The organism is Providencia rettgeri, from assembly GCF_013702265.1.
Lineage (GTDB): Bacteria > Pseudomonadota > Gammaproteobacteria > Enterobacterales > Enterobacteriaceae > Providencia > Providencia zhijiangensis.
Genome location: NZ_CP059348.1, coordinates 464,244 through 485,096, shown reverse-complemented (window position 1 = coordinate 485,096; position 20,853 = coordinate 464,244). Strand labels below are relative to the sequence as shown.

Genomic DNA, 20,853 nt, shown 5'->3' with positions numbered 1-20,853 from the left:
AAATGATGAATTACTTAGAAAGATTTATATGAAGGCTTCATTTTGCATTTATAAAAATGTCTAAATATTGCAAAAAACCTATAAATATAAAAACCTATATTTATATTTATATACAACTTAATAAACCGTAAAGATGCAAATTTATTAGATTTAACATCTATTGAGTGTCTTTTTCCTACCAGTAATCGCTACATAAAAAACAAGGTGTAAGATAAGTCTTAATTAAAATCAACGTCAAATAGTAACAATGAATTTCAATAATTGTTTTTATTTGGTTAAAATTAACACTCAATGATTAACTAAAATGCAGCAATTAATGATTTATTTAAAATAAAAAAAGCCACATTTTAAATAAGATATTCATTCTTTATTAACGTTGACTTTATTAAAGTTAAAATTGCGTATTCAATTTAGTAAAAAACTGTTTATTTCATCACCATCATTTCAAACACAACAGAAATGGAAGTTATGGTAAACTAAACAGTAATAAAAACTTGAAGCTATCCAGGTGGGGCCAAACAAGATGAAAACAATCAGTGAAGACATGCTGCTTACGACGGCCGAACGTATTTGTCAGTCTCGAGGCGTGCGTTTGACCCCACAAAGAGAGACTGTTCTGCGGTTAATTGCGCAACAACACGGTGCGATCAGTGCTTATGATTTGCTAGATTTACTGCGTGAAATAGAGCCTCAGGCTAAACCTCCTACCGTTTATCGTGGTTTAGAGTTCCTCATGGAACAAGGGTTTATTCATAAAATTGAATCCACAAACAGCTATGTGGTTTGTCACCATGTCGATAATCCAAGCCATATTTCAGTGATGTTAATTTGTGATAATTGTGGCAATGTGACTGAAAGTGACTGCACAACCATCGAAAAAGCGATTAGTACACTAGCCGAAGAAAATCATTTTCATCTCAGGCATACAGTGGTAGAAAACCATGGTTTATGCCAAAAATGTTTTGAGGTTTCCAATTGCCAAGATCACGAACACTGTGAACATGACCATCACAATACAGTCAGTTCAAAAAAGAAGTGATATAGAAGAAGAGATATACAGGAAGTAAAAGAAAGGGATCTATATAGCAACATGAAAAATGGCTATATAAAGAAGGTCTATATAAAGAAGTAAAAAGTGAAAATAACTATATAAAGAAAGACTATTCGGAAAAGAGATATTGAGTCTGCTGCCAGACTCAATCACTCATCATCAATGCCAATCACTGTTACGGATAACCCCAACAGCCAGACCTTCAATGGTAAAATTCTGTTCGCGCAAATCAACCACGATTGGTGCAAAATCAGCGTTTTCAGCAATAAGTTCAACGCGATTACCTTGTTGCTTAAAGCGTTTAACCGTGACTTCATCTTCGATACGCGCCACAACAATTTGCCCATTATGGACATTCTGCGTTTTATGTACCGCAAGTAGATCACCATCCATAATACCGATATCTTTCATCGACATACCATTTACGCGTAATAAAAAGTCCGCGTGTGGTTTAAATAACTCTGGGTCGACTTGATAATGGCTTTCAATATGCTCTTGTGCAAGCAATGGTTCGCCGGCAGCAACACGTCCAATCAGAGGAAGCCCTAAATCTTCGGATTCTTCTTCTAACAACAGACGAATGCCTCTGGAAGCTCCAGAAACAATTTCAATTACCCCTTTACGAGCTAAGGCTTTTAAATGTTCTTCTGCCGCATTAGGCGAACGAAAACCCAAACTTGCTGCTATCTCAGCGCGTGTTGGTGGCATGCCCGTTTGCGAAATGTGGTCACGCACCAGATCGTAAACTTGCTGTTGTCGAGCTGTCAGTGCTTTCATCCCGTTCCCCTGTTTGTTTATACAGTCAGACTGTGAGTATATACAGGTAAATGGGTATTGGGAACTGTTAAATTAGCCAAAATCTGCATTTGTTGATGAATTTCTGGCTTTTTATCGCTTTTACTGTTTTTAGCCAACTAAACCGCAAAATAACGCGCCCATAAAACGGTTCCCCAGATAAACAGAGCCAATCCTATCGTGACGAACACGGCTGCGGAGCCGATATCTTTCGCTCGTCCAGATAATTCATGGTATTCACTACCAATACGGTCAACAACCGCCTCAATCGCACTGTTAATTAACTCAACAATAGCGACTAAAACCACTGATCCAATCAACAAAATTCTGTCAATTTGGCTAATATCCAAGTAAAAAGCTATAATTATCGCAATGATAGCAGCAACCGCTTCTTGACGAAATGCAGCTTCATTTACCCATGCTGCTTTTAAACCTTTAAGGGAGTATCCAGCCGCTTTGATGACCCGAGTGAGTCCCTTAGTTTGACTTGCCATATTTTTTCCTTAATTTCTAAACAATAATCAACTTTTGCAGTCAAAGTGAATTATCGATAACAGATCTAAACATTGCTTTCTGATATGATTGCGCAGCATTACTAACAAGAGGCTATAATCATTTATGTCACTATGGCGTAAAATATATTACAACACGTTGAATTTACCACTGAAATTATTGGTAAAAAGTAAACTAATCCCAACGGACCCGATAACAGAGTTGCAGCTTGACCCAAACAAGCCAACGCTGTATGTCTTGCCATATCACTCAAAGTCCGACCTGCTCACGCTTCGCCAACAATGCTTAGCGATTGGTTTACCTGATCCACTCATGGATAACGACATCAATGGCACCAAGCTCCCAGCCTATGTGTTTATTGATGATGGCCCGCGTGTGTTCCGTTACTACTCCCCAGATCCACGTAAAGAGTCAGTAAAAATATTCCATGCGTATCTGGATTTGCATAAAAACAACCCAAATCTTGATATTCAAATGCTACCTGCATCCGTCATGTTTGGACGTGCGCCGGGTCGCGAAGGGCATAAGCCTGCCCCGCTGAAACTCTTAAACGGTGTGCAAAAATTCTTTGCAGTCCTGTGGTTAGGGCGCGATAGCTTTGTGCGTTTTTCTCCGAGCATTTCTCTTGGCCAGATGGCACAAGAGCATGGCACTGATACCATCATTGCCAATAAACTCGCTCGCGTAGCACGAATTCATTACTCTCGTCAGCGTTTGGCGGCTGTAGGGCCTAGATTACCAGCACGCTATGAGCTGTTTAATAAGCTGCTGTCCTCTAAAGCCATTGAAAAAGCCGTTGAAGACGAAGCTCGCAGTAAAAAAATTCCATTACAAAAAGCCCAACAAAATGCCGTGGCGATGATGGAAGAGATTGCCGCCAACTTCTCTTATGAAGCAGTGCGACTGACTGACCGCGTACTAGGCTGGACATGGAACCGCTTATACCAAGGGATCAACGTTCAACATGCTGAGCGCGTTCGCCAGCTGGCGCAAGATGGCCACGAAATTGTGTATGTGCCCTCTCACCGTAGCCATATGGACTACCTGCTGCTTTCTTATGTGCTTTATCACCAAGGTCTGGTGCCACCACACATTGCAGCGGGTATTAACCTGAACTTTTGGCCAGCCGGTCCGATTTTCCGCCGTTTGGGCGCATTCTTTATTCGCCGTACGTTCAAAGGTAATAAGCTCTATTCCACTGTATTCCGCGAATACCTCAGTGAGCTATTTGCTCGCGGCTATTCCATTGAATACTTTGTGGAAGGCGGTCGTTCGCGTACAGGTCGCTTACTGGAACCGAAAACCGGTACCTTGTCGATGACCTTACAAGCGATGCTACGCGGAGACTCCCGCCCTATCACCATCGTCCCTATCTATATTGGTTACGAGCATGTGATGGAAGTGGGAACTTACGCAAAAGAGCTGCGTGGTGCTGAGAAAGAGAAAGAAGGCTTCTTCTCCATGGTGCGTGGTCTGCGCAAACTGCGTAATTTAGGCCAAGGCTATGTGAACTTTGGGCAACCAATTTCACTGACCCAATACTTAAATAACCGCGTACCAAATTGGCGTGAATCTATCGACCCGATTGAGCCACAACGACCAAGCTGGTTGAACCCAACCGTCAGCAGCTTAGCCGATAACATTATGGTGAATATCAATAATGCAGCAGCTGCCAACGCGATTAACTTATGTTCAACGGCATTGTTGGCTTCACGCCAGCGCTCACTCACCCGTGAACAGCTGCTTGAGCAAATCGAGTGCTATCTGCAGCTACTGCGCAATGTGCCTTACACTGCCGATGCAACCACGCCGAACAAAACGGCTGAAGAGCTGCTTGAACACGCTTTGCAGATGAATAAGTTTGAAGTCGAAAAAGACAGCATGGGGGATATTATTATTCTGCCACGCGAAAATGCCGTCTTAATGACCTATTACCGTAACAATATTCATCACTTACTGGTTCTGCCTTCGCTTATCGCCAGCATTGTGCTGCACCATGAGCGAATTAGCCGTGACGCAATCCACCAGCAAGTTGCGCTGATTTATCCATTCCTGAAAGCTGAGCTATTTATGCGCTATGACGCAAACGCGCTCACGGAAACGGTGGATACATTGATTAATGAGCTGAACAGCCAACAACTGATCTGTGTGAAAGATGAGAATATGGTGGTGTTAAATCCTCGCCGTATCCGTCCTTTGCAGCTACTGGCCGCAGGTGTTCGTGAGACACTGCAACGCTACGCCATCACGCTGTCATTACTCAATGCAAGCCCAGAAGTCAGCCGCAATACGTTGGAAAAAGAGAGCCGCATGCTCGCACAGCGTCTGTCCGTTCTTCACGGTATTAACGCCCCTGAATTCTTTGATAAAGCCGTGTTCTCAACACTGGTCGACACACTCAAAGAAGAAGGCTACATCGATAATAACGAGAACGATATTTTCTCGACGAATGCGAAGAACTTGTACGCTGTGCTTGCACGCTTGATGTCACCGGAAATCCGTCTGACCATTGAGAGCGTTAGCCAAACTGAAGAACTTTCTGCACCAAAACCGGCACCGAAAAATACGCCGGAAAGTGCTGATGCAGACTCAGAAGCTCCGCAAGAGTAATCTCGCAAGTCAATGATACGCACCAATAAAAAAGGGTAATGCAGATGCATTACCCTTTTTCTTATCCCGTTTTAATGGTTAAAAATAGCTAATCACCATACCGATAAACAGAATAAAACCGACATAGTTATTATTCATAAACGCTTTAAAGCACGGCGCTCGTTCCCGGTTCACCATCAATTGCTGCTGATAAACAAACAGCGCAGCGGCTAGCACTAACGAACCATAATAAACCATGCCTAAGTTAGCTAATGAGCCAATCACCACCAGCAAGCCAACCATGACAATTTGTAGCAAACCAATAATCAGCTTGTCATATTGACCGAACAAAATCGCCGTCGATTTCACGCCAATTTTTAAATCATCGTTGCGGTCAACCATCGCATACTGGGTGTCATAAATCACTGACCAGATGATATTCACTAAAAACAGTAACCAACAAACTAATGGTAAGGACTCACTAACGGCTGAGAATCCCATCGGGATTGACCAGCCAAATGCAGCCCCCAATACGACTTGAGGTAAATGGCTCACGCGTTTTACAAACGGGTAGATCCACGCTAGCGCTAAGCCTGCGACCGATAACCAAATAGTCATGGTATTCAAACTCAATACCAATAAGAAAGAGAGCCCCACTAGCGCAGCAAATAGGATTTTTGCTTCTTTTTCCGTGACATCACCGCTAGGCAGTGGTCGATGTTTGGTTCTTTCTACGTGCCCATCGAAATTACGATCAGCAAAATCATTGATAACACAGCCTGCGGCACGCATTAAAAATACACCTGCCGTAAAGACAATCAGAATATGCAAACTTGGCGTGCCTTGGGCGGCAATCCACAGCGCCCAATAGGTTGGCCACAGTAATAACAGTGAGCCAATAGGTCTATCAATACGCATTAAACGGCTGTATGCATGCCATTTACTTAGCGCCATACTTCCCTCCACGTTGTCGTGCTCCTTTATGCTTCTATTTTACCCATAAACGTTATTTGAATTATGTTAGATAGTTATCTATATGCAGGTGATTCAGGTAAAAATATTTCGGTTAATAATAATGGTTTTTCGGACAATCTTAGTAAGGAGCGGCGTACCCAGCGGTCAGCGCTGGATCCCATTTCAATATAATCTCGGGTTAGGTTTTCATGACTAAAGAGGTAGCGCCCTAATGGGACTCGCCCAATATCCACTAATTGTTTGTCATTATCGGTGAGCGTCTCTTCTGGGATCAGCGTTCTGCCAATCAACCAAGGGATATTATCCCCATACATAATCACTTCCCGTAGCCAATAACGCTCACTAATTGGTAAGCATTTTTGTTCGTCGGCGGTGAGCATATCCAGTGAGATATAGCGTTCTAAATAAGGTATTACTGTCACTTTCTGACTATGCTGCTCAAACCGCTTGGTCATCGACCCCTGCTCTTGCAACCAATCCAATACACTTTCAGGAACACTCTCGTCGCCCTCTTCTAACCAGTTTATCGGGTGAGAGGTAAAAATCGTTTCAGGCATTCAATCAAATTCCACCATAGTAATTATGGTTATCCCCTGATTGCTACTCCAGCGTGTTAACGTCTAGCGCGTTAAAGCCACAACCAGCATCGTTCATCTAAATTATTGGGCGATAGAATAGCACGTTGTTGTTGTGCAAGGTTAAAGATAGATAACAATTTATATAAAAAGTCGCTAATTCAACACAAATTGTAAAAATTTTGTGAAAAATATTTGATTTATAATGAGTTAGCTTAAAAATCGTATTTTATTAGGATACTAATAGCCTGCCAATCACAGGCTATTAGTCGCTTAAAAAAACGCCATTAACGCCAGTTTTTATAGCAATTAATCAGCCCGTTGGTGGAACTATCATGGCTCGCCACCGCTTGGCTATTTTCCAATTCAGGCAGAATACGGCTCGCTAGTTGCTTACCTAACTCTACCCCCCATTGGTCAAAGGTGAAAATATTCAAAATTGCACCTTGGGTGAAGATTTTATGCTCATACATAGCGATCAGCGCCCCTAATGAATACGGCGTGATCTCTTTAAGCAGAATAGAGTTAGTTGGGCGGTTACCTTCAAACACTTTGTAAGGTGCTACATATTCCATCTCTTCAACGGTTTTACCTTGCGCGGCAAATTCTGCATCCACCACTTCGCGGGTTTTACCGAAGGCTAGCGCTTCAGTCTGTGCGAAGAAGTTAGACAGCAATTTAGCGTGGTGATCCCCCAGCGGGTTGTGTGTCACTGCCGGCGCAATAAAATCACATGGGATCATTTTTGTCCCTTGGTGAATCAACTGGTAAAACGCATGTTGCCCGTTAGTTCCCGGTTCACCCCAAATAATTGGACCTGTTTGGTAAGTGACTGCATTGCCATTACGGTCGATATATTTTCCGTTTGATTCCATATTGCCTTGTTGGAAATAGGCAGCAAAGCGATGCATGTATTGGTCGTATGGAAGAATCGCTTCAGTTTCTGAGCCAAAAAAGTTGTTGTACCAGATGCCGATCAGCGCTAATAAAACGGGGATATTGCTTTCTAGATGCGTTTGCGTGAAGTGCTTATCCATTGCATGAGCACCGCTCAGTAATTGAACGAAATTCTCATAACCGATGGATAAAATGATAGACAAACCAATCGCTGACCACAGAGAGTAACGACCGCCAACCCAATCCCAGAATTCGAACATGTTATTGGTATCAATACCAAATTTTGCGACTTGCTCGCTGTTCGTTGAGAGCGCTACAAAATGCTTCGCGATATGTTTTTCATCTTTGGCAAACGTCAATAACCACTCACGCGCTGAATGCGCATTAGTCATGGTTTCTTGCGTTGTGAAGGTTTTCGAAGCTATCAGGAATAACGTAGTTTCAGGATTGAGATCCTTCAATGTTTCTGCAATTTGAGTGCCATCAACGTTGGAAACAAAGTGCATATTTAAATGGTTTTTATAAGGACGTAACGCCTCAGTCACCATAAATGGTCCCAGATCTGAGCCACCAATCCCAATGTTCACCACATCCGTAATGGCTTTACCTGTGTACCCTTTCCACTCGCCACTAATAATACGCGCGCTGAACTGCTGCATTTTTTCCAGCACTGCGTTCACTTCTGGCATCACATCTTTGCCATCCACCAGCACTGGGGTATTGTCGCGGTTACGTAATGCGGTATGCAGCACAGCACGGTCTTCAGTGCGGTTGATTTTCTCACCACTGAACAGACTTTTGATTGCATCTTCCAGTTGCGTTTCTTTGGCTAATGCCAAAAGTTTGTCCAATGTCTCTTGTGTAATACGGTTTTTGGAGAAATCCACTAAGATTTGGTCATCAAAAGTGGCTGAAAACTTCGTAAAGCGCTGTTCATCTTGTGCAAATAAGTCACGCATATGCACATTTTTCATGTCTGCAAAATGCTGCTCTAGCGCTCGCCATGCCGCCGTCTGGCTTGGATTGATACTTTTCATGGATAACACCTCCAAAACAATTTCAAATAATAATAGATTGTAACTCGCCGAGGACACGAAGCTTATCGGTTTTCTGCGTTCTCATAATCTGCTGTTGTTAGGTCTATTCTCCCAAACCTAACGCCAACTGTCATCTCATCCCCAAAAGGATTAAAAAAGAAAAGGTATTGGGAAAACCGATAATCATTTGCCCATCATTAGAATTACTGATTTACCTCGATTCATTATTGACGATACGTGCCAAAGTCGATAAATCTATTACTCCAACGTATTTCAAGCTGTTGATGTAGTGCCTCATTCGGCCAGCGCCGCAGGAATTATTTTGGGTTAATGCATTATTTAAAGATAGGCGGTTTAATTAAAGGGATTGGAAAATGAATACAGTAGCTGGCAGTAATCAGTTTGTTATCGCAAAATTCGGTGGCACAAGCGTCGCTAACTTCGACGCCATGAATAAAAGTGCAGACATCGTACTGGCAAATGATCAAGTTCGTGTGGTTGTGCTTTCCGCAAGTGCGGGGATCACCAACTTACTCATTGAACTCGCTGAAGGCTGTGACACTGATAAACGCAACGAGCTACTGCAAAGAGTCAAACAAACTCAATATGACATTATCGAACACCTGCAAACTGCGAACGTGATCCGCGAAGAAATCGACCGTCTACTTGAGAATATTGCCCATTTAGCCGATTCAGCCTCTCTGGCCACTTCCGATGCCTTAACGGACGAAATGGTCAGTCACGGCGAGATTATGTCCACATTACTGTTTGTGGAAGTGTTGCGTCAACGTGGAGCATCCTCACAGTGGTTTGATGTCCGTAAAGTGATGAGAACCAATGAAAGCTTTGGGCGCGCTGAGCCGGATCTTGAACAGCTACAAGTGCTCGCACAGCAGCAGTTACTTCCACGCTTAGCCGAGTCAATTGTTATCACTCAAGGGTTTATTGGTCGTGATGCCAAAGGGCGCACCACCACACTAGGACGCGGAGGAAGTGACTATACCGCGGCCTTACTGGCTGAAGTATTGAACCTATCCCGCGTGGATATTTGGACGGATGTACCTGGTATTTACACTACCGACCCTCGCGTGGTGCCGAATGCCCAAAAAATCGATGAAATCGCCTTTGATGAAGCGGCTGAAATGGCGACGTTCGGCGCCAAAATTCTGCATCCAGCCACGTTATTACCCGCAGTGCGTGCGGGGATCCCAGTATTCGTCGGTTCTAGTAAAGCGCCAGAAGCAGGCGGAACAATTGTCAGTGACCAAACGGAAAACCCACCGCAATTTAGAGCGCTCGCACTACGCCGCAAACAAACGTTACTGACGCTGCACAGTTTGAAAATGCTGCATGCGCGTGGTTTCCTAGCAGAGATTTTTACTATCTTGCTGCGCCATAATATTTCCGTGGATTTGATCACCACATCGGAAGTGAGTGTCGCACTGACATTAGATACAACGGGCTCAACAGGCACTAATGGTAGCTTACTAACTAATGCCTTAATGACCGAATTATCCGCGCTGTGCCGCGTAGAAGTGGAAGAAAACCTTGCTCTAGTGGCGATTATTGGCAACCAACTATCACAAGTGAACGGGCTCGGAAAACAGATTTTCGGCGCACTGGAATCCTTTAATATTCGCATGATCAGTTACGGTGCTAGCAGCCATAATATTTGTCTGCTTGTGCCGGGTAACGACGCGGAAGAGATTATTCGCACGCTGCACAATAATCTTTTTGAGTGATAGCGAATAGCTATTCATAATATGATAGCGAGCCAGAAACGATAACGGGCAATCTTTTGATTGCCCGTTTGACTTGCTAATAAATATAAATTTAACGACTTAGGAAAGAAGTAATCAGCCCACTAAACGTCGACTCACCCGCAAAAGCATAGGTGCTTTTTAGCTCTTCTCCGCGAATATCCGCAAAGCGCGCTAACGCTAAATCTTTGCTATTCGCCTCTATCTCTTCAAACTGCTTCTGATAACCCGCACTCAGCAACTCTGACGCTTTTTGGGTTTCCTTCATCTCTAACGCAACAACTTCGTCGGATTTAATAAAAAAACAATAAGTGCTCATTTGACACCTCATTTTTTCATACTCAAAAAACAACTAAACTCGTTCTAATCTAATGGAGAGATTTACAACAAAGACTCAACAAAGAACCAGTTAATAAAACTATACTTCATTATTTAGCTAAATAAAAATAGCTTCCTAATTCACAAAGATTGATAAATTTTATGGTGTAGATATACGTAGTTTCTATTCAAAAGTAGATAAGAAAAAGTACAATTAAAGTAATTCCTAAGAATATCAAAATGATATTTGTAAATATGATAAAAATCGAAATAGACATTGATGATTAAAAGCCAATAATATTAATAAGGTTATTGGCTTTCAAATAAAATGGAATGGATCTTTTTATTAACTCATTTTCTAGAAGGTAATGAATCTTTTACACTTTCTGTATATTGCAGCATATTCGCTTTTGCATTATGGTCTTTTTGCAATAATGCTAAGTTATTTTTTGCGGTCACATTACCCAATTTATCTGCACGCTCAAACCACATAATAGCGCGGAAAATATTTTTACTACCGCCTTCTCCTCGAGCATACATCACGCCGAGGTTATTTTGCGCATCACTGTTTTCTTTGAATGCCGCAGACTCCAAAAGCTCTCGTGCTTTTTGGCTATCTTGTTGAACTCCAGTTCCAGTCAGGTAGAAAATTGCTAACTGGTTTTTTGCGTCCATATTGTCTTCTTTCGTGACTTCCAGCCACTTCACAATCTGCTGGATCTCAACATCCTTCAACTGACCCGCCAGGTATAAATTCGCTAACTTTAATTGTGCATCAACAATATCTGAATCGGCTAATTCGATATACCACTGGGTCGCTTTGGCCATATCAGGCTTAACACCGCCAAGACCTTTTTCATAATACTCAGCCACTTTCATGGCGGCTTCAGCAGATTCATTATCCGCAGCCATTTGGTACCACTTGAAGGCTTCGCTCAGGTCTTGCCCAACGCCATCGCCTGTCTCATACGCTTGCGCTAATGCATATTGAGCTGAAAATTCACCTTGGTTTGCCGCGCGTTTATACCAGTAAACGGCTTGGTAGTTATTTTGCTCAACGAGCGGATGACCTTTACTGTAAAAGTCCCCCATGTTTTTTTGTGCAACTGGGGAGCCCATATTCGCAGCTTGGCGATACAGGTAAATCGCCGTGTCCTCATCTTTTTCCATGCCTTCGCCATTTTCATACATCACGGCTAAGTTGTTCACGGCAGAGGCTACGCCATTACGTGCACTGCGCTCATACCATGTAAAAGCTTTATTGTAGTCAATATCACCACCAAGCCCATCATGGTAAAACAGCCCAATGGCAAACTGTGCATATTCCTGCTCTTGCTCTGCGGCTTCATAATACCAAGCGCGTGCTTGTTTATAGTCTTTTTCGACACCTAAACCGCGCTCAAATAAATAGCCCATCGCATATTGGCAATATGCATCGCCTTTTTCGGCGCATTTACGATACCAGTTACCCGCTTGCTCATAATCCTTTTTGCGCTGCGCCAGCATACCGATGTAGTAATCACCATCATTACTATTTAAATCAGAAGCTTTCTTAAACCAGTAATAGGCTTTATTTTCATCAGCATCGAGAAAATCTGTGCCATCCAAATACGCAACACCCACATCAATCATGGCATCAACTTTGCCCGCATTAGCCTCTTTAATGCTACTTTGGAAATCGGTTGGAAGGTTGCTTGGCTCAGTCACTTCAAGGGCTTTAGGTAAAGGTTCAACTAAAGCAGAATCCGCCTGAGGCGTTAAAACTACAGGGGTGATATTTGGGGTAGAAGATTGATTAGCAGCCGCTTTGGCTGGCTGGTTATGAAACGAACCCGACTCTATTGGCTCTGCTTGCACATAAGGGGCACAGATAATGCAGAAACTAAATAAGAGAGAGGGTAATTTCATGACATTTACTCACAGCTTGGCATTGACCACTGCTATATAAGATATCATTCCCATACAAAAATCATAAGGACTATAAGCAGAAAATAACCAAATGAAGTGAATTTTTAAGAAAATAATTTGGGTGATTATCGTAATTGGTTATAAAACGAGCTAATCACCCTCTAATTAATAATTAAATTGCCTTAATGCGGAAAATTAATTAACGCGATATCCACCATGCTTACTAGCAAATAAATTAAACTTACCCCACTCAATTAAAATCAATTCCAATTTTTGATGACTAATTTTGCATAGCGTCGATATTTGGGAAACCACAAAATGGTTTTCACCCACTAATTCTTCTGAAAATACCTCAGCAATTAATTCACTCTCTTTCGCTGTAATTAACCAGCCATCATTGGTCGCAAATTTATGAACCGGAACCATACCTTCTTTGGTACTTTCTTTAGAGAGTAACTTATCTTCCGCTTGTTGGGCTTGATAAAACGCGTCGATTTCTTCTTGTGAAGGGATCGGCTCAACCCGCTCTTGGTTTTCCAAGAACAGATAAATTTCTTCTGCTCTTGCTGGCGTTAACTCGCTTCTTAACCAAATTTGGTTAAAGCAATGTTCCGTCAATGAATCTTCAGTATCCAATTTGTCCATGATTTGCAAAATACTCATCATGGCACTCACCGCATCTTCGCTCATCATAAACGTGTCTGGTGCAGCGCTATTTTGGATCTGATAAGGATAAACTACCGAGGACGGCAGTTTTCCTTCAATTATAAATTCATAGCTCATCATTTGCTCCCAATAGATTTCCTACCTATAAGATGGAGGCGAATAACTGAAAAATCAATCTTCTGGATCAAATCAATCTTCTGGATCATAGCCGAGGTTCGGTGCTAACCAGCGTTCTAATTCTGCGACAGTCATTCCTTTGCGTTTAGCATAATCTTCAATTTGATCTTTTTGCACCTGCGCCACCGCAAAATATTTACTATCAGGGTGACTAAAGTACCAACCCGACACCGAGGCTCCCGGCCACATAGCGTAAGAACTGGTCAGTTTCATACCAATTTTGTCTTCCACATTCAGGAGTTGCCAGATTTTTTCCTTTTCTGTGTGTTCAGGACAAGCGGCATAACCCGGCGCAGGGCGAATGCCTTGATAATTTTCGCGGATCAACTCTTCGTTGCTCAGCGCTTCATCCTGTGCGTAGCCCCAATACTGGGTTCTGACTTGTTGATGCAAATATTCTGCAAAGGCTTCTGCTAAGCGATCAGCCAAGGCTTTCACCATGATTTTATTATAATCATCGTGGACATTTTCATACTGCTCAGCCAAATCATCCTCTTCTAACCCGCCAGTAACCGCAAATGCACCGATATAGTCTGCTTTACCACTCTCTTTCGGCGCCACAAAATCGGATAAACAGTAGTTAGGAAAATCGGTTTTCAACGTTTGCTGGCGTAAATTCAGAGCAACCGCTTGGACTTCATCCCGAGCAGAGGAGCGATAGATTTCCACATCATCCACTACGCTGTTTGCAGGGAAAATGCCAAAAATCCCTTTTGGCGTCAGTAATTTTTGGCTATCCAGCGTATCGAGCATCGCATTGGCATCCGCCAACAATTTACGCGCCTCTTCCCCGACGACTTCATCTTCCAGAATTCGCGGATATTTGCCTGCCAATGACCATGTCATAAAGAATGGCGTCCAGTCGATATAGTCACGCAATGTTTTAATCGATGCCGTCACTTCTTGAACGCCTAGGAATTTAGGAACTGGCGGCTGGTACTGTTGCCAATCAATATTCACCCCATTAGCGCGAGCGGCTTCTAATGTGACGGGTGGGGTTCTTGGCTTTTTGCGCCCATGTTGCAAGCGAACCGTGTCATATTCACGACGCGTTCGGGCTACAAACTCGGCTTTTTGAGTTGCTGAAAGTAATGCGGCGACGACACCCACCGTACGGGATGCATTCTGCACATAGACCGTGGGCCCTGAATAGTTTTGCTCGATTTTTACGGCTGTATGAGCTTTCGAAGTGGTTGCGCCACCAATCAATAGCGGTAAGGCAAACCCTTGTCGCTCCATCTCTTTTGCCACATGCACCATCTCATCCAATGACGGTGTAATCAGCCCCGATAAACCGATGATATCTACGTTTTGTTCACGAGCGGTTTTCAGGATCGTTTCACATGGCACCATGACGCCTAAATCAATGATTTCATAGTTATTACACTGCAAAACGACGCCCACGATATTTTTGCCAATGTCGTGCACATCCCCTTTCACCGTCGCTAATAATACTTTACCTGCGCTGCTTCCTGATTGTTTGAGTTCTTGAATGTACGGCTCCAAGTACGCCACGGCTTGCTTCATCACGCGAGCGGATTTCACCACTTGGGGCAGGAACATTTTTCCTTCACCAAATAGGTCGCCCACCACATTCATGCCGTTCATTAACGGGCCTTCGATCACTTCGATAGGGCTTGATGCGCGTTGGCGGGTCTCTTCCGTATCTTGGATAATAAATTCCGTGATCCCTTTTACTAGCGAGTATTCCAGCCGTTTTTCCACTTCCCAACTGCGCCATTCCGCTTGTTGAACTTGCTGCTCTTGTCCCCCTGTTCCACGGTATTTTTCAGCCAGTTCCAGTAGCTTTTCAGTACCATCTTCTCGGCGATTGAGGATCACATCTTCTACCGCGTTTTTGAGTTCAGCAGGAAGATCGTCATAAATGGCCAATTGTCCCGCATTGACGATCCCCATATCCATGCCATTGCGGATCGCGTGGTACAGGAAAACCGCGTGAATGGCTTCACGTACCGGATCATTGCCTCGGAATGAGAAAGAGACGTTTGATACCCCGCCGGAGATCAATGCATGGGGCAGTTGATCTTTAATATCCTTACAGACTTCAATAAAATCAACAGCATAGTTATTGTGTTCTTCAATCCCCGTAGCAACCGCAAAAATGTTCGGGTCAAAAATAATATCTTCAGGCGGGAAACCGACCGTTTCCGTCAATATTTGGTATGCACGGCGGCAAATTTCGATTTTACGCTCGCGGGTATCTGCTTGCCCCACTTCATCGAACGCCATGACCACCATTGCCGCACCATATTTACGGACTAATTTGGCGTGTTCAATAAAGGCATCAACTCCCTCTTTCATTGAGATGGAGTTCACGATCCCTTTGCCTTGGATGCATTTCAGGCCTTTTTCGATCACATCCCATTTTGAGGAATCGATCATAATAGGTACCCGTGCAATATCCGGCTCCCCCGCGATCAAATTCAGAAAGCGCACCATCGCCGCGTGAGAATCTAGCATTCCCTCATCCATATTGATGTCGATGATCTGCGCGCCGTTTTCCACTTGTTGGCGAGCGATATCAAGGGCTTCTTGGTAATTTTCTTCTTTAATTAAACGCTTGAATTTTGCTGAGCCTGTGACATTAGTACGCTCTCCCACGTTCACAAACAGAGACTGCGCACCAATATTCAGCGGCTCTAAACCGGATAAACGACATTCCACTGGCAATTTTGGCAACTGGCGAGGTTTAAGCCCCTCAACGGCTTGCGCCATTTTTTGGATATGAAGTGGCGTGGTACCACAGCATCCACCGACGATATTTAAAAAGCCAGCTTCCGCCCATTCGCGGATCTGCTGCGCCATATTTTGGGCATCAAGATCGTATTCACCGAATGCATTCGGTAATCCTGCATTGGGGTGGGCGCTAACATAGCACTCTGAAATACGAGATAATTCAGCGATATATTGACGAAGTTCGTCAGGCCCCAGTGCGCAGTTAAGCCCGAATGATAGCGGCTGAGAGTGACGCAATGAGTTATAAAATGCTTCCGTGGTTTGCCCCGATAAGGTGCGTCCCGAGGCATCAGTGATAGTCCCTGAGATCATCACTGGTAAATGGATCCCAAGGGCTTCAAATTCAGTTTCTACGGCAAAAATCGCCGCTTTTGCATTTAATGTGTCAAAGATAGTTTCGATCATGATCAGATCGACACCACCTTTAATCAGCGATCGTGTGGATTCGCGATACGCGTCCACCAGCAGATCAAACGTGACGTTGCGATAGGCCGGATCATTCACATCAGGGGAGATCGATGCCGTACGGTTTGTTGGTCCCAAGACCCCAGCCACATAACGCGGTTTTTCTGGGGTTTTACGTGTCCACTCATCGGCACATTCACGAGCAAGGCGAGCTGCGGTTTCATTGATTTGTGCAGAAAGGGCTTCCATTTTATAATCCGCCATCGCAATGGTGGTGGAGTTAAATGTATTGGTTTCAACAATATCCGCCCCTGCCGCAAAATATTGGCTATGGATATCGCGAATAATCTCGGGCTGGGTAAGCACAAGTAAGTCATTATTGCCTTTCAAATCACTTGGCCAATCTGCAAAACGCGCGCCGCGAAACTGCTCTTCAGAGAGTTTATGGCGTTGGATCATCGTTCCCATCGCACCATCTAGGACGAGAATTCTATTTTTTAATTGTTGTTCTAATTGGTTTTTCTTGCTGGACACTGCACTGTCCTCCTGAAAATGATAATCCCTCGGCTTAATCGGCCCCATGCTGTGACTTCACACAGCTAAAACGTCAATGAATTGAAACTAAACTAAATTTGTATGAATCACATCCTACCATAACTTCAGAAGAGAAAATTCGTCGTTATGATGAGAGTTTTTCAGGTTGCCAAAGATCGACTTTTTGCTGATCCGATGAGTATTTTTGAATGAAATCATTCATAATAGAAACGAATATTCATTCCTGTCAGGAGACACTTGATGGCGGCTACACCTATTACTAAAAAAATAAAGAAGGCAAAAGGACCTGCGAGTGGCGCTACGGCTGCCGGACAAGTTCAATCCTTAAGCCGTGGACTGACGCTTTTGGAATACATTTCTGAATCAACCGGGGGGATCGCCCTCACCGATTTAGCCCTTCAAGCTGGTTTACCTAATTCCACAACTCACCGCTTATTAATGACCCTAGAGCAGCACGGTTTTGTGCGCCAGACAGGGGATCTTGGGCTGTGGGTCATCGCTTCTCATGCCTTTATCATCGGCAGTAGCTTCCTTGAAAGTCGTAATTTATTAGCCCTTGTCCATCCGATATTACGCCGTTTGATGGAAGAATCTGGCGAAACCGTTAATTTAGCGATTTTAGATCACACGGAATATGACGCTGTGATTGTTGACCAAGTACAATGTAATGCACTAATGCGCATGTCTGCTCCGATTGGCGGGAAACTGCCATTACATGCATCGGGTGCAGGAAAGGCGTTTATTGCCAATTTGCCTGAAGAACAGCTAATTCCATTACTTGGCAAAAAAGGCTTACATGCCTATACACCGCATACATTAACTAACCCATCCGCATTGAAAGAAAATCTGCAACAAGCTAAAAAACAAGGGTTTTCTTATGATGATGAAGAACATGCGCTGGGGTTAAGATGTATTGGCGCCTGTATTTATGATGAGCATAAAGAGGCATTTGCTGCGATCTCAATTTCTGGGCCACTTTCACGGATCACCGATGATCGGGTAACTGAGTTGGGAGCGATGGTGATCAAAGCCGCTAAAGAAATCAGCCATGAATATGGCGCTAATCGCTAGCAAGTAAAAGTGCGGGATCTCCCCGCACTTCTTCAATTAATCATGTTACTGACGGGTTAATCACCCTGTTGACCGGATACGCTTTCCGATTTATTCGATTTCAAAGATTGTTTGAATTTCGGCATATTGCGATATTTTTCAATCAAAGCTAAAGCGATAGCTTCCGTTTCCGCATCTGCCCGCCCATCAATATCCCGTGGACGATAATGCATTTGGAATGCACGCAACGTCTGCTTCGTTTCTTTATCTAATTTTCCTGTCAGTGGGATCCCCGCATAGCCATAAAACTTCAATGCTTTTTGTAGATTTAATACACTGACAGGTGCATTAATTTGTCGCCCAGCTAAATACTTATTGACGGTTTGAGGGTCAGGCCAAGCACCAATCCCGTGCAGCGCTAATGATTGCCACGGAAATGCACGTCCCGGATCTTGCTTACGCAGTGGTGCGATATCACTATGACCAATGACATTTTCAGGCGGAATGTCATAACGTTGCATGATGTCTTTCAATAGCGGGATCAACGCATCTATCTGTGAGTCATTAAAAGGCGGCCAGATATCTTGACCATTTTTTCTCACCAAACCTTCATTAACGATTTCAATACCAATCGAGCTATCATTAAGTCCATGATGATATTGCCAGCGGCTATCCCCTGCGTGCCACGCTTTCAAACGCTCAGGAACGAGTTGTAAAATAACAGGCTGACCATTTTTTTGTGCAGGTTGACTAGGAATGAGGTAGTGGGAACTCACCTTTCCTTTCGTTAATATTTTAATTGAGTGGGCATCATCAGAAACAGTGTAATGCAGAACAATAAATTGAATACGCTCACTGGTATTCTGTGACGGGTAACTCTGATCGAGATAGTAACCCGTTTTTGAAGGTGTCGTTGAACAACCGACAAGTAGGAATATGACAAATATCCATATTGCCCTAGCCATTTAAAACTGCCCTTTTTCCATGTTGAATTGTCGCACATTTAAGCACACCGCCCTCGATAAAACCATGAGAACTTTTCGTAAAGAATCGTCTTAAATATGAGCAAATATAAAAAAAGAGTAAATTAAATGAATCAAAAAAAGCAGAATATGAATAATTTTATAAAAAAAGCTAATCGAATTTAATCGTTATCTGCTTTTATCATTTAAAAGCAGAATCATCAGATTTATGACATTTAATTATTACATTGAAGATAGCATTAATAATTAAAATCATTTAATCATTATAATTTTTTTAACCTATTAAAATTTAAGGAAAGTGAAAATAAATTAAAAACTCGCTAGAGCCACCTCACTAGAATTATCTTTCTCTTTCTCAAATTGACGTGCAATCATAGTTGTAATTTCATGAATATCAATTTCAAGTAAAATAGCAATCTCGATTAATTTATCTAAACTCAGCTTATTCACACCCAGTTCATATCGAGATACCTGCTGCTGACTAAGTTGAATAATAGCCGCTAACTCCTGACCTGATAACCCTTTACGTACTCTAGCTTTACGAAGATGATTGCCAAGCAAAGCATAAATATTTTGTTTTTCTGACATGTACATGCTCACCTCAATATAAAGAACTCAATCAAACATTAACGGGCATTATAAAAACAATCTGTTTTTTTTAAAATAGATAAAAACAATCGAATTAACTATTATTGATAGGAATTTAAGGTGCCATTATGATTTTAATTTTTAACCTTTACTATTCTTAGTTGTAATCCATTGCTTTATAAAAATATTTTTTAATGTCACTCGTTGTTTTAACCTTGTGAAACTATTATTAAAACATCTCTAATTTAATAATGTTTTACAATTTAAATAGTTATGGAAATAATTGGTAACTAAAAATCACTTGTACTTACGTTTTAATTTTATTTTAAGATTTGAAATTTATTTAAAATAATGTCATACGTAATCAGCATTAAAAAATAAGTAATTAGCGGGCTTAACTTTCAAGCCAGCTTTATCTAAATACCATAATTCCACTTTTTCCTTGAAGATAAGAAAATAGTTCGACATCCATTACCCGTAAATTTTTTCGTTGCGAAGAAGCATGGCGAAATATCACTTTTTCGCCATCTCTAATAACAACACCCACATGGGTGACATCCAATCCTGATGCAGGGGAATAAATACCAATGTAATCCCCTGTTTTTAACTGCTTCAGTAATTTTCTATCAATAAATCGAGTTGGGATATAACCAATCACTCTTGGTGTTATTTTAATCGTGGCAATAATAGGATCACCGTTACTTTTTTTATTAAGTTGTTTATTAACAAAAATAGTGTGGGGGCTCAATTGAGCTGTTATATCAGAGACCACTTTATGATCCCCTTCTGCCCAATCCGAAAAGAAATGACGACGTTGATTAAATGCGACTTTTGCATCAACATAGCGTACTTTCTCTAAATATGAGGCAAATTGTTCAGCATCATCCGCATATTTAAAGGCTTCGCTATACTCAATGAATGTCATGCAATCAACGGCTTTTAAGTCAATGATTAACCGTTCCGTTGAGAATGCATCCATATTTAAAGTGCGATTATTGTAGGGAGTACCCAACAAAGTGGCGGTTGCATTCGCCATTTTTTGCTCAGCATAACTACCTTGACTAGCTGAAATCGCCTTCTCTAATACGCCGTAAGATCCTGTGGTTAAAACCACTTCAGGCACTTCTGTCGCTTGAACGCTGCTTGAGCACAACCAAAAAACACCTAACAGCCACCCAAGCGAATTCCGTTTTTTCAACCCAGCCATATTTCCCTACTTGATTTTTATCTCAATGCCATTGACCAACTCATTAT

At 42.5% G+C, this 20,853-nt stretch carries 16 protein-coding genes; 4 read left to right on the top strand and 12 right to left on the bottom strand.

Annotated elements, in window-relative coordinates:
* The first annotated feature begins 523 nt into the window (after nt 1-523).
* Nucleotides 524-1,039 (top strand): zinc uptake transcriptional repressor Zur, encoded by a 516-nt coding sequence (gene zur / locus H0913_RS02185; RefSeq protein WP_154638676.1) that lies wholly within the window; start codon nt 524-526, stop codon nt 1,037-1,039.
* A 171-nt stretch (nt 1,040-1,210) separates the two neighbouring features.
* Here the strand turns inward: zur and lexA are convergent, their stop codons facing one another.
* Together lexA and H0913_RS02175 are read right to left on the bottom strand one after the other, a co-directional pair.
* On the bottom strand, nt 1,211-1,828 hold the full coding sequence (gene lexA, locus H0913_RS02180) for a transcriptional repressor LexA (RefSeq protein WP_108479281.1): 618 nt from the start codon (nt 1,826-1,828) through the stop codon (nt 1,211-1,213).
* Between the two features lie 137 nt (nt 1,829-1,965).
* A complete protein-coding gene (locus H0913_RS02175) occupies nt 1,966-2,340 on the bottom strand; it encodes a diacylglycerol kinase (protein ID WP_154602001.1) in 375 nt (124 codons plus the stop codon).
* A 124-nt stretch (nt 2,341-2,464) separates the two neighbouring features.
* On the opposite strand from H0913_RS02175, the gene plsB reads away from it, so the two are divergent.
* Nucleotides 2,465-4,969 (top strand): glycerol-3-phosphate 1-O-acyltransferase PlsB, encoded by a 2,505-nt coding sequence (gene plsB, locus H0913_RS02170; RefSeq protein WP_181477912.1) that lies wholly within the window; start codon nt 2,465-2,467, stop codon nt 4,967-4,969.
* A 78-nt stretch (nt 4,970-5,047) separates the two neighbouring features.
* Here plsB and ubiA read toward each other — a convergent pair whose 3' ends face one another.
* The 3 genes from ubiA to pgi all read right to left on the bottom strand — a co-directional run bounded on the left by ubiA (nt 5,048) and on the right by pgi (nt 8,432).
* Nucleotides 5,048-5,902 carry a 4-hydroxybenzoate octaprenyltransferase gene (ubiA, locus tag H0913_RS02165; RefSeq protein ID WP_036955408.1) on the bottom strand — a complete coding sequence of 285 codons (855 nt, stop codon included), beginning with the start codon at nt 5,900-5,902 and terminating at the stop codon, nt 5,048-5,050.
* 74 nt (nt 5,903-5,976) lie between these two features.
* Nucleotides 5,977-6,480, bottom strand: coding sequence for a chorismate lyase (ubiC, locus tag H0913_RS02160; protein WP_154601999.1), 504 nt, complete (start codon nt 6,478-6,480; stop codon nt 5,977-5,979).
* A 305-nt stretch (nt 6,481-6,785) separates the two neighbouring features.
* Entirely contained in the window at nt 6,786-8,432 is a 1,647-nt protein-coding gene (gene pgi, locus H0913_RS02155; RefSeq protein ID WP_181477911.1) for a glucose-6-phosphate isomerase, read from the bottom strand.
* A 374-nt stretch (nt 8,433-8,806) separates the two neighbouring features.
* Here pgi and lysC point away from each other — a divergent pair, with 374 nt between their 5' ends.
* On the top strand, nt 8,807-10,174 hold the full coding sequence (gene lysC / locus H0913_RS02150; RefSeq protein WP_154601997.1) for a lysine-sensitive aspartokinase 3: 1,368 nt from the start codon (nt 8,807-8,809) through the stop codon (nt 10,172-10,174).
* Between the two features lie 91 nt (nt 10,175-10,265).
* On the opposite strand, the gene H0913_RS02145 is transcribed toward lysC, so the two are convergent.
* From H0913_RS02145 to metH, 4 genes are all read right to left on the bottom strand, one after another.
* On the bottom strand, nt 10,266-10,511 hold the full coding sequence (locus H0913_RS02145) for a hypothetical protein (RefSeq protein ID WP_181477910.1): 246 nt from the start codon (nt 10,509-10,511) through the stop codon (nt 10,266-10,268).
* A gap of 350 nt (nt 10,512-10,861) precedes the next feature.
* Nucleotides 10,862-12,418, bottom strand: a complete 1,557-nt coding sequence (locus tag H0913_RS02140) for a tetratricopeptide repeat protein (RefSeq protein WP_181477909.1) — start codon at nt 12,416-12,418, stop codon at nt 10,862-10,864.
* Between the two features lie 195 nt (nt 12,419-12,613).
* The gene (locus H0913_RS02135; protein ID WP_232368814.1) at nt 12,614-13,204 is read right to left on the bottom strand and encodes a hypothetical protein; all 591 of its coding nucleotides are present in this window, start codon (nt 13,202-13,204) and stop codon (nt 12,614-12,616) included.
* Nucleotides 13,205-13,273: 69 nt separating this feature from the next.
* Nucleotides 13,274-16,957 (bottom strand): methionine synthase, encoded by a 3,684-nt coding sequence (gene metH / locus H0913_RS02130; RefSeq protein ID WP_181477908.1) that lies wholly within the window; start codon nt 16,955-16,957, stop codon nt 13,274-13,276.
* A 261-nt stretch (nt 16,958-17,218) separates the two neighbouring features.
* Here metH and iclR point away from each other — a divergent pair, with 261 nt between their 5' ends.
* Nucleotides 17,219-18,049 (top strand): glyoxylate bypass operon transcriptional repressor IclR, encoded by an 831-nt coding sequence (iclR, locus tag H0913_RS02125; protein ID WP_036955435.1) that lies wholly within the window; start codon nt 17,219-17,221, stop codon nt 18,047-18,049.
* A 56-nt stretch (nt 18,050-18,105) separates the two neighbouring features.
* On the opposite strand, the gene H0913_RS02120 is transcribed toward iclR, so the two are convergent.
* From H0913_RS02120 to H0913_RS02110, 3 genes are all read right to left on the bottom strand, one after another.
* Nucleotides 18,106-18,993: an N-acetylmuramoyl-L-alanine amidase gene (locus H0913_RS02120; RefSeq protein ID WP_154638679.1), complete on the bottom strand. Its 888-nt coding sequence runs from the start codon at nt 18,991-18,993 to the stop codon at nt 18,106-18,108.
* 327 nt (nt 18,994-19,320) lie between these two features.
* Complete coding sequence (locus H0913_RS02115; RefSeq protein WP_154601991.1) at nt 19,321-19,599, bottom strand: helix-turn-helix domain-containing protein; 279 nt, start codon at nt 19,597-19,599, stop codon at nt 19,321-19,323.
* A gap of 412 nt (nt 19,600-20,011) precedes the next feature.
* On the bottom strand, nt 20,012-20,806 hold the full coding sequence (locus H0913_RS02110) for an N-acetylmuramoyl-L-alanine amidase-like domain-containing protein (RefSeq protein ID WP_181477907.1): 795 nt from the start codon (nt 20,804-20,806) through the stop codon (nt 20,012-20,014).
* Between the last annotated feature and the right edge of the window lie 47 nt (nt 20,807-20,853).

Bases quoted from the DNA above. Each gene is read 5' to 3' on its own strand.
- ubiA (WP_036955408.1), bottom strand. From the start codon at position 5,902: ATGGCGCTAAGTAAATGGCATGCATACAGCCGTTTAATGCGTATTGAT.
- H0913_RS02115 (WP_154601991.1), bottom strand. From the start codon at position 19,599: ATGTCAGAAAAACAAAATATTTATGCTTTGCTTGGCAATCATCTTCGT.
- zur (WP_154638676.1), top strand. From the start codon at position 524: ATGAAAACAATCAGTGAAGACATGCTGCTTACGACGGCCGAACGTATT.
- H0913_RS02145 (WP_181477910.1), bottom strand. From the start codon at position 10,511: ATGAGCACTTATTGTTTTTTTATTAAATCCGACGAAGTTGTTGCGTTA.
- H0913_RS02175 (WP_154602001.1), bottom strand. From the start codon at position 2,340: ATGGCAAGTCAAACTAAGGGACTCACTCGGGTCATCAAAGCGGCTGGA.
- H0913_RS02140 (WP_181477909.1), bottom strand. From the start codon at position 12,418: ATGAAATTACCCTCTCTCTTATTTAGTTTCTGCATTATCTGTGCCCCT.
- lysC (WP_154601997.1), top strand. From the start codon at position 8,807: ATGAATACAGTAGCTGGCAGTAATCAGTTTGTTATCGCAAAATTCGGT.
- lexA (WP_108479281.1), bottom strand. From the start codon at position 1,828: ATGAAAGCACTGACAGCTCGACAACAGCAAGTTTACGATCTGGTGCGT.
- H0913_RS02135 (WP_232368814.1), bottom strand. From the start codon at position 13,204: ATGATGAGCTATGAATTTATAATTGAAGGAAAACTGCCGTCCTCGGTA.
- plsB (WP_181477912.1), top strand. From the start codon at position 2,465: ATGTCACTATGGCGTAAAATATATTACAACACGTTGAATTTACCACTG.
- pgi (WP_181477911.1), bottom strand. From the start codon at position 8,432: ATGAAAAGTATCAATCCAAGCCAGACGGCGGCATGGCGAGCGCTAGAG.
- iclR (WP_036955435.1), top strand. From the start codon at position 17,219: ATGGCGGCTACACCTATTACTAAAAAAATAAAGAAGGCAAAAGGACCT.
- H0913_RS02120 (WP_154638679.1), bottom strand. From the start codon at position 18,993: ATGGCTAGGGCAATATGGATATTTGTCATATTCCTACTTGTCGGTTGT.
- H0913_RS02110 (WP_181477907.1), bottom strand. From the start codon at position 20,806: ATGGCTGGGTTGAAAAAACGGAATTCGCTTGGGTGGCTGTTAGGTGTT.
- ubiC (WP_154601999.1), bottom strand. From the start codon at position 6,480: ATGCCTGAAACGATTTTTACCTCTCACCCGATAAACTGGTTAGAAGAG.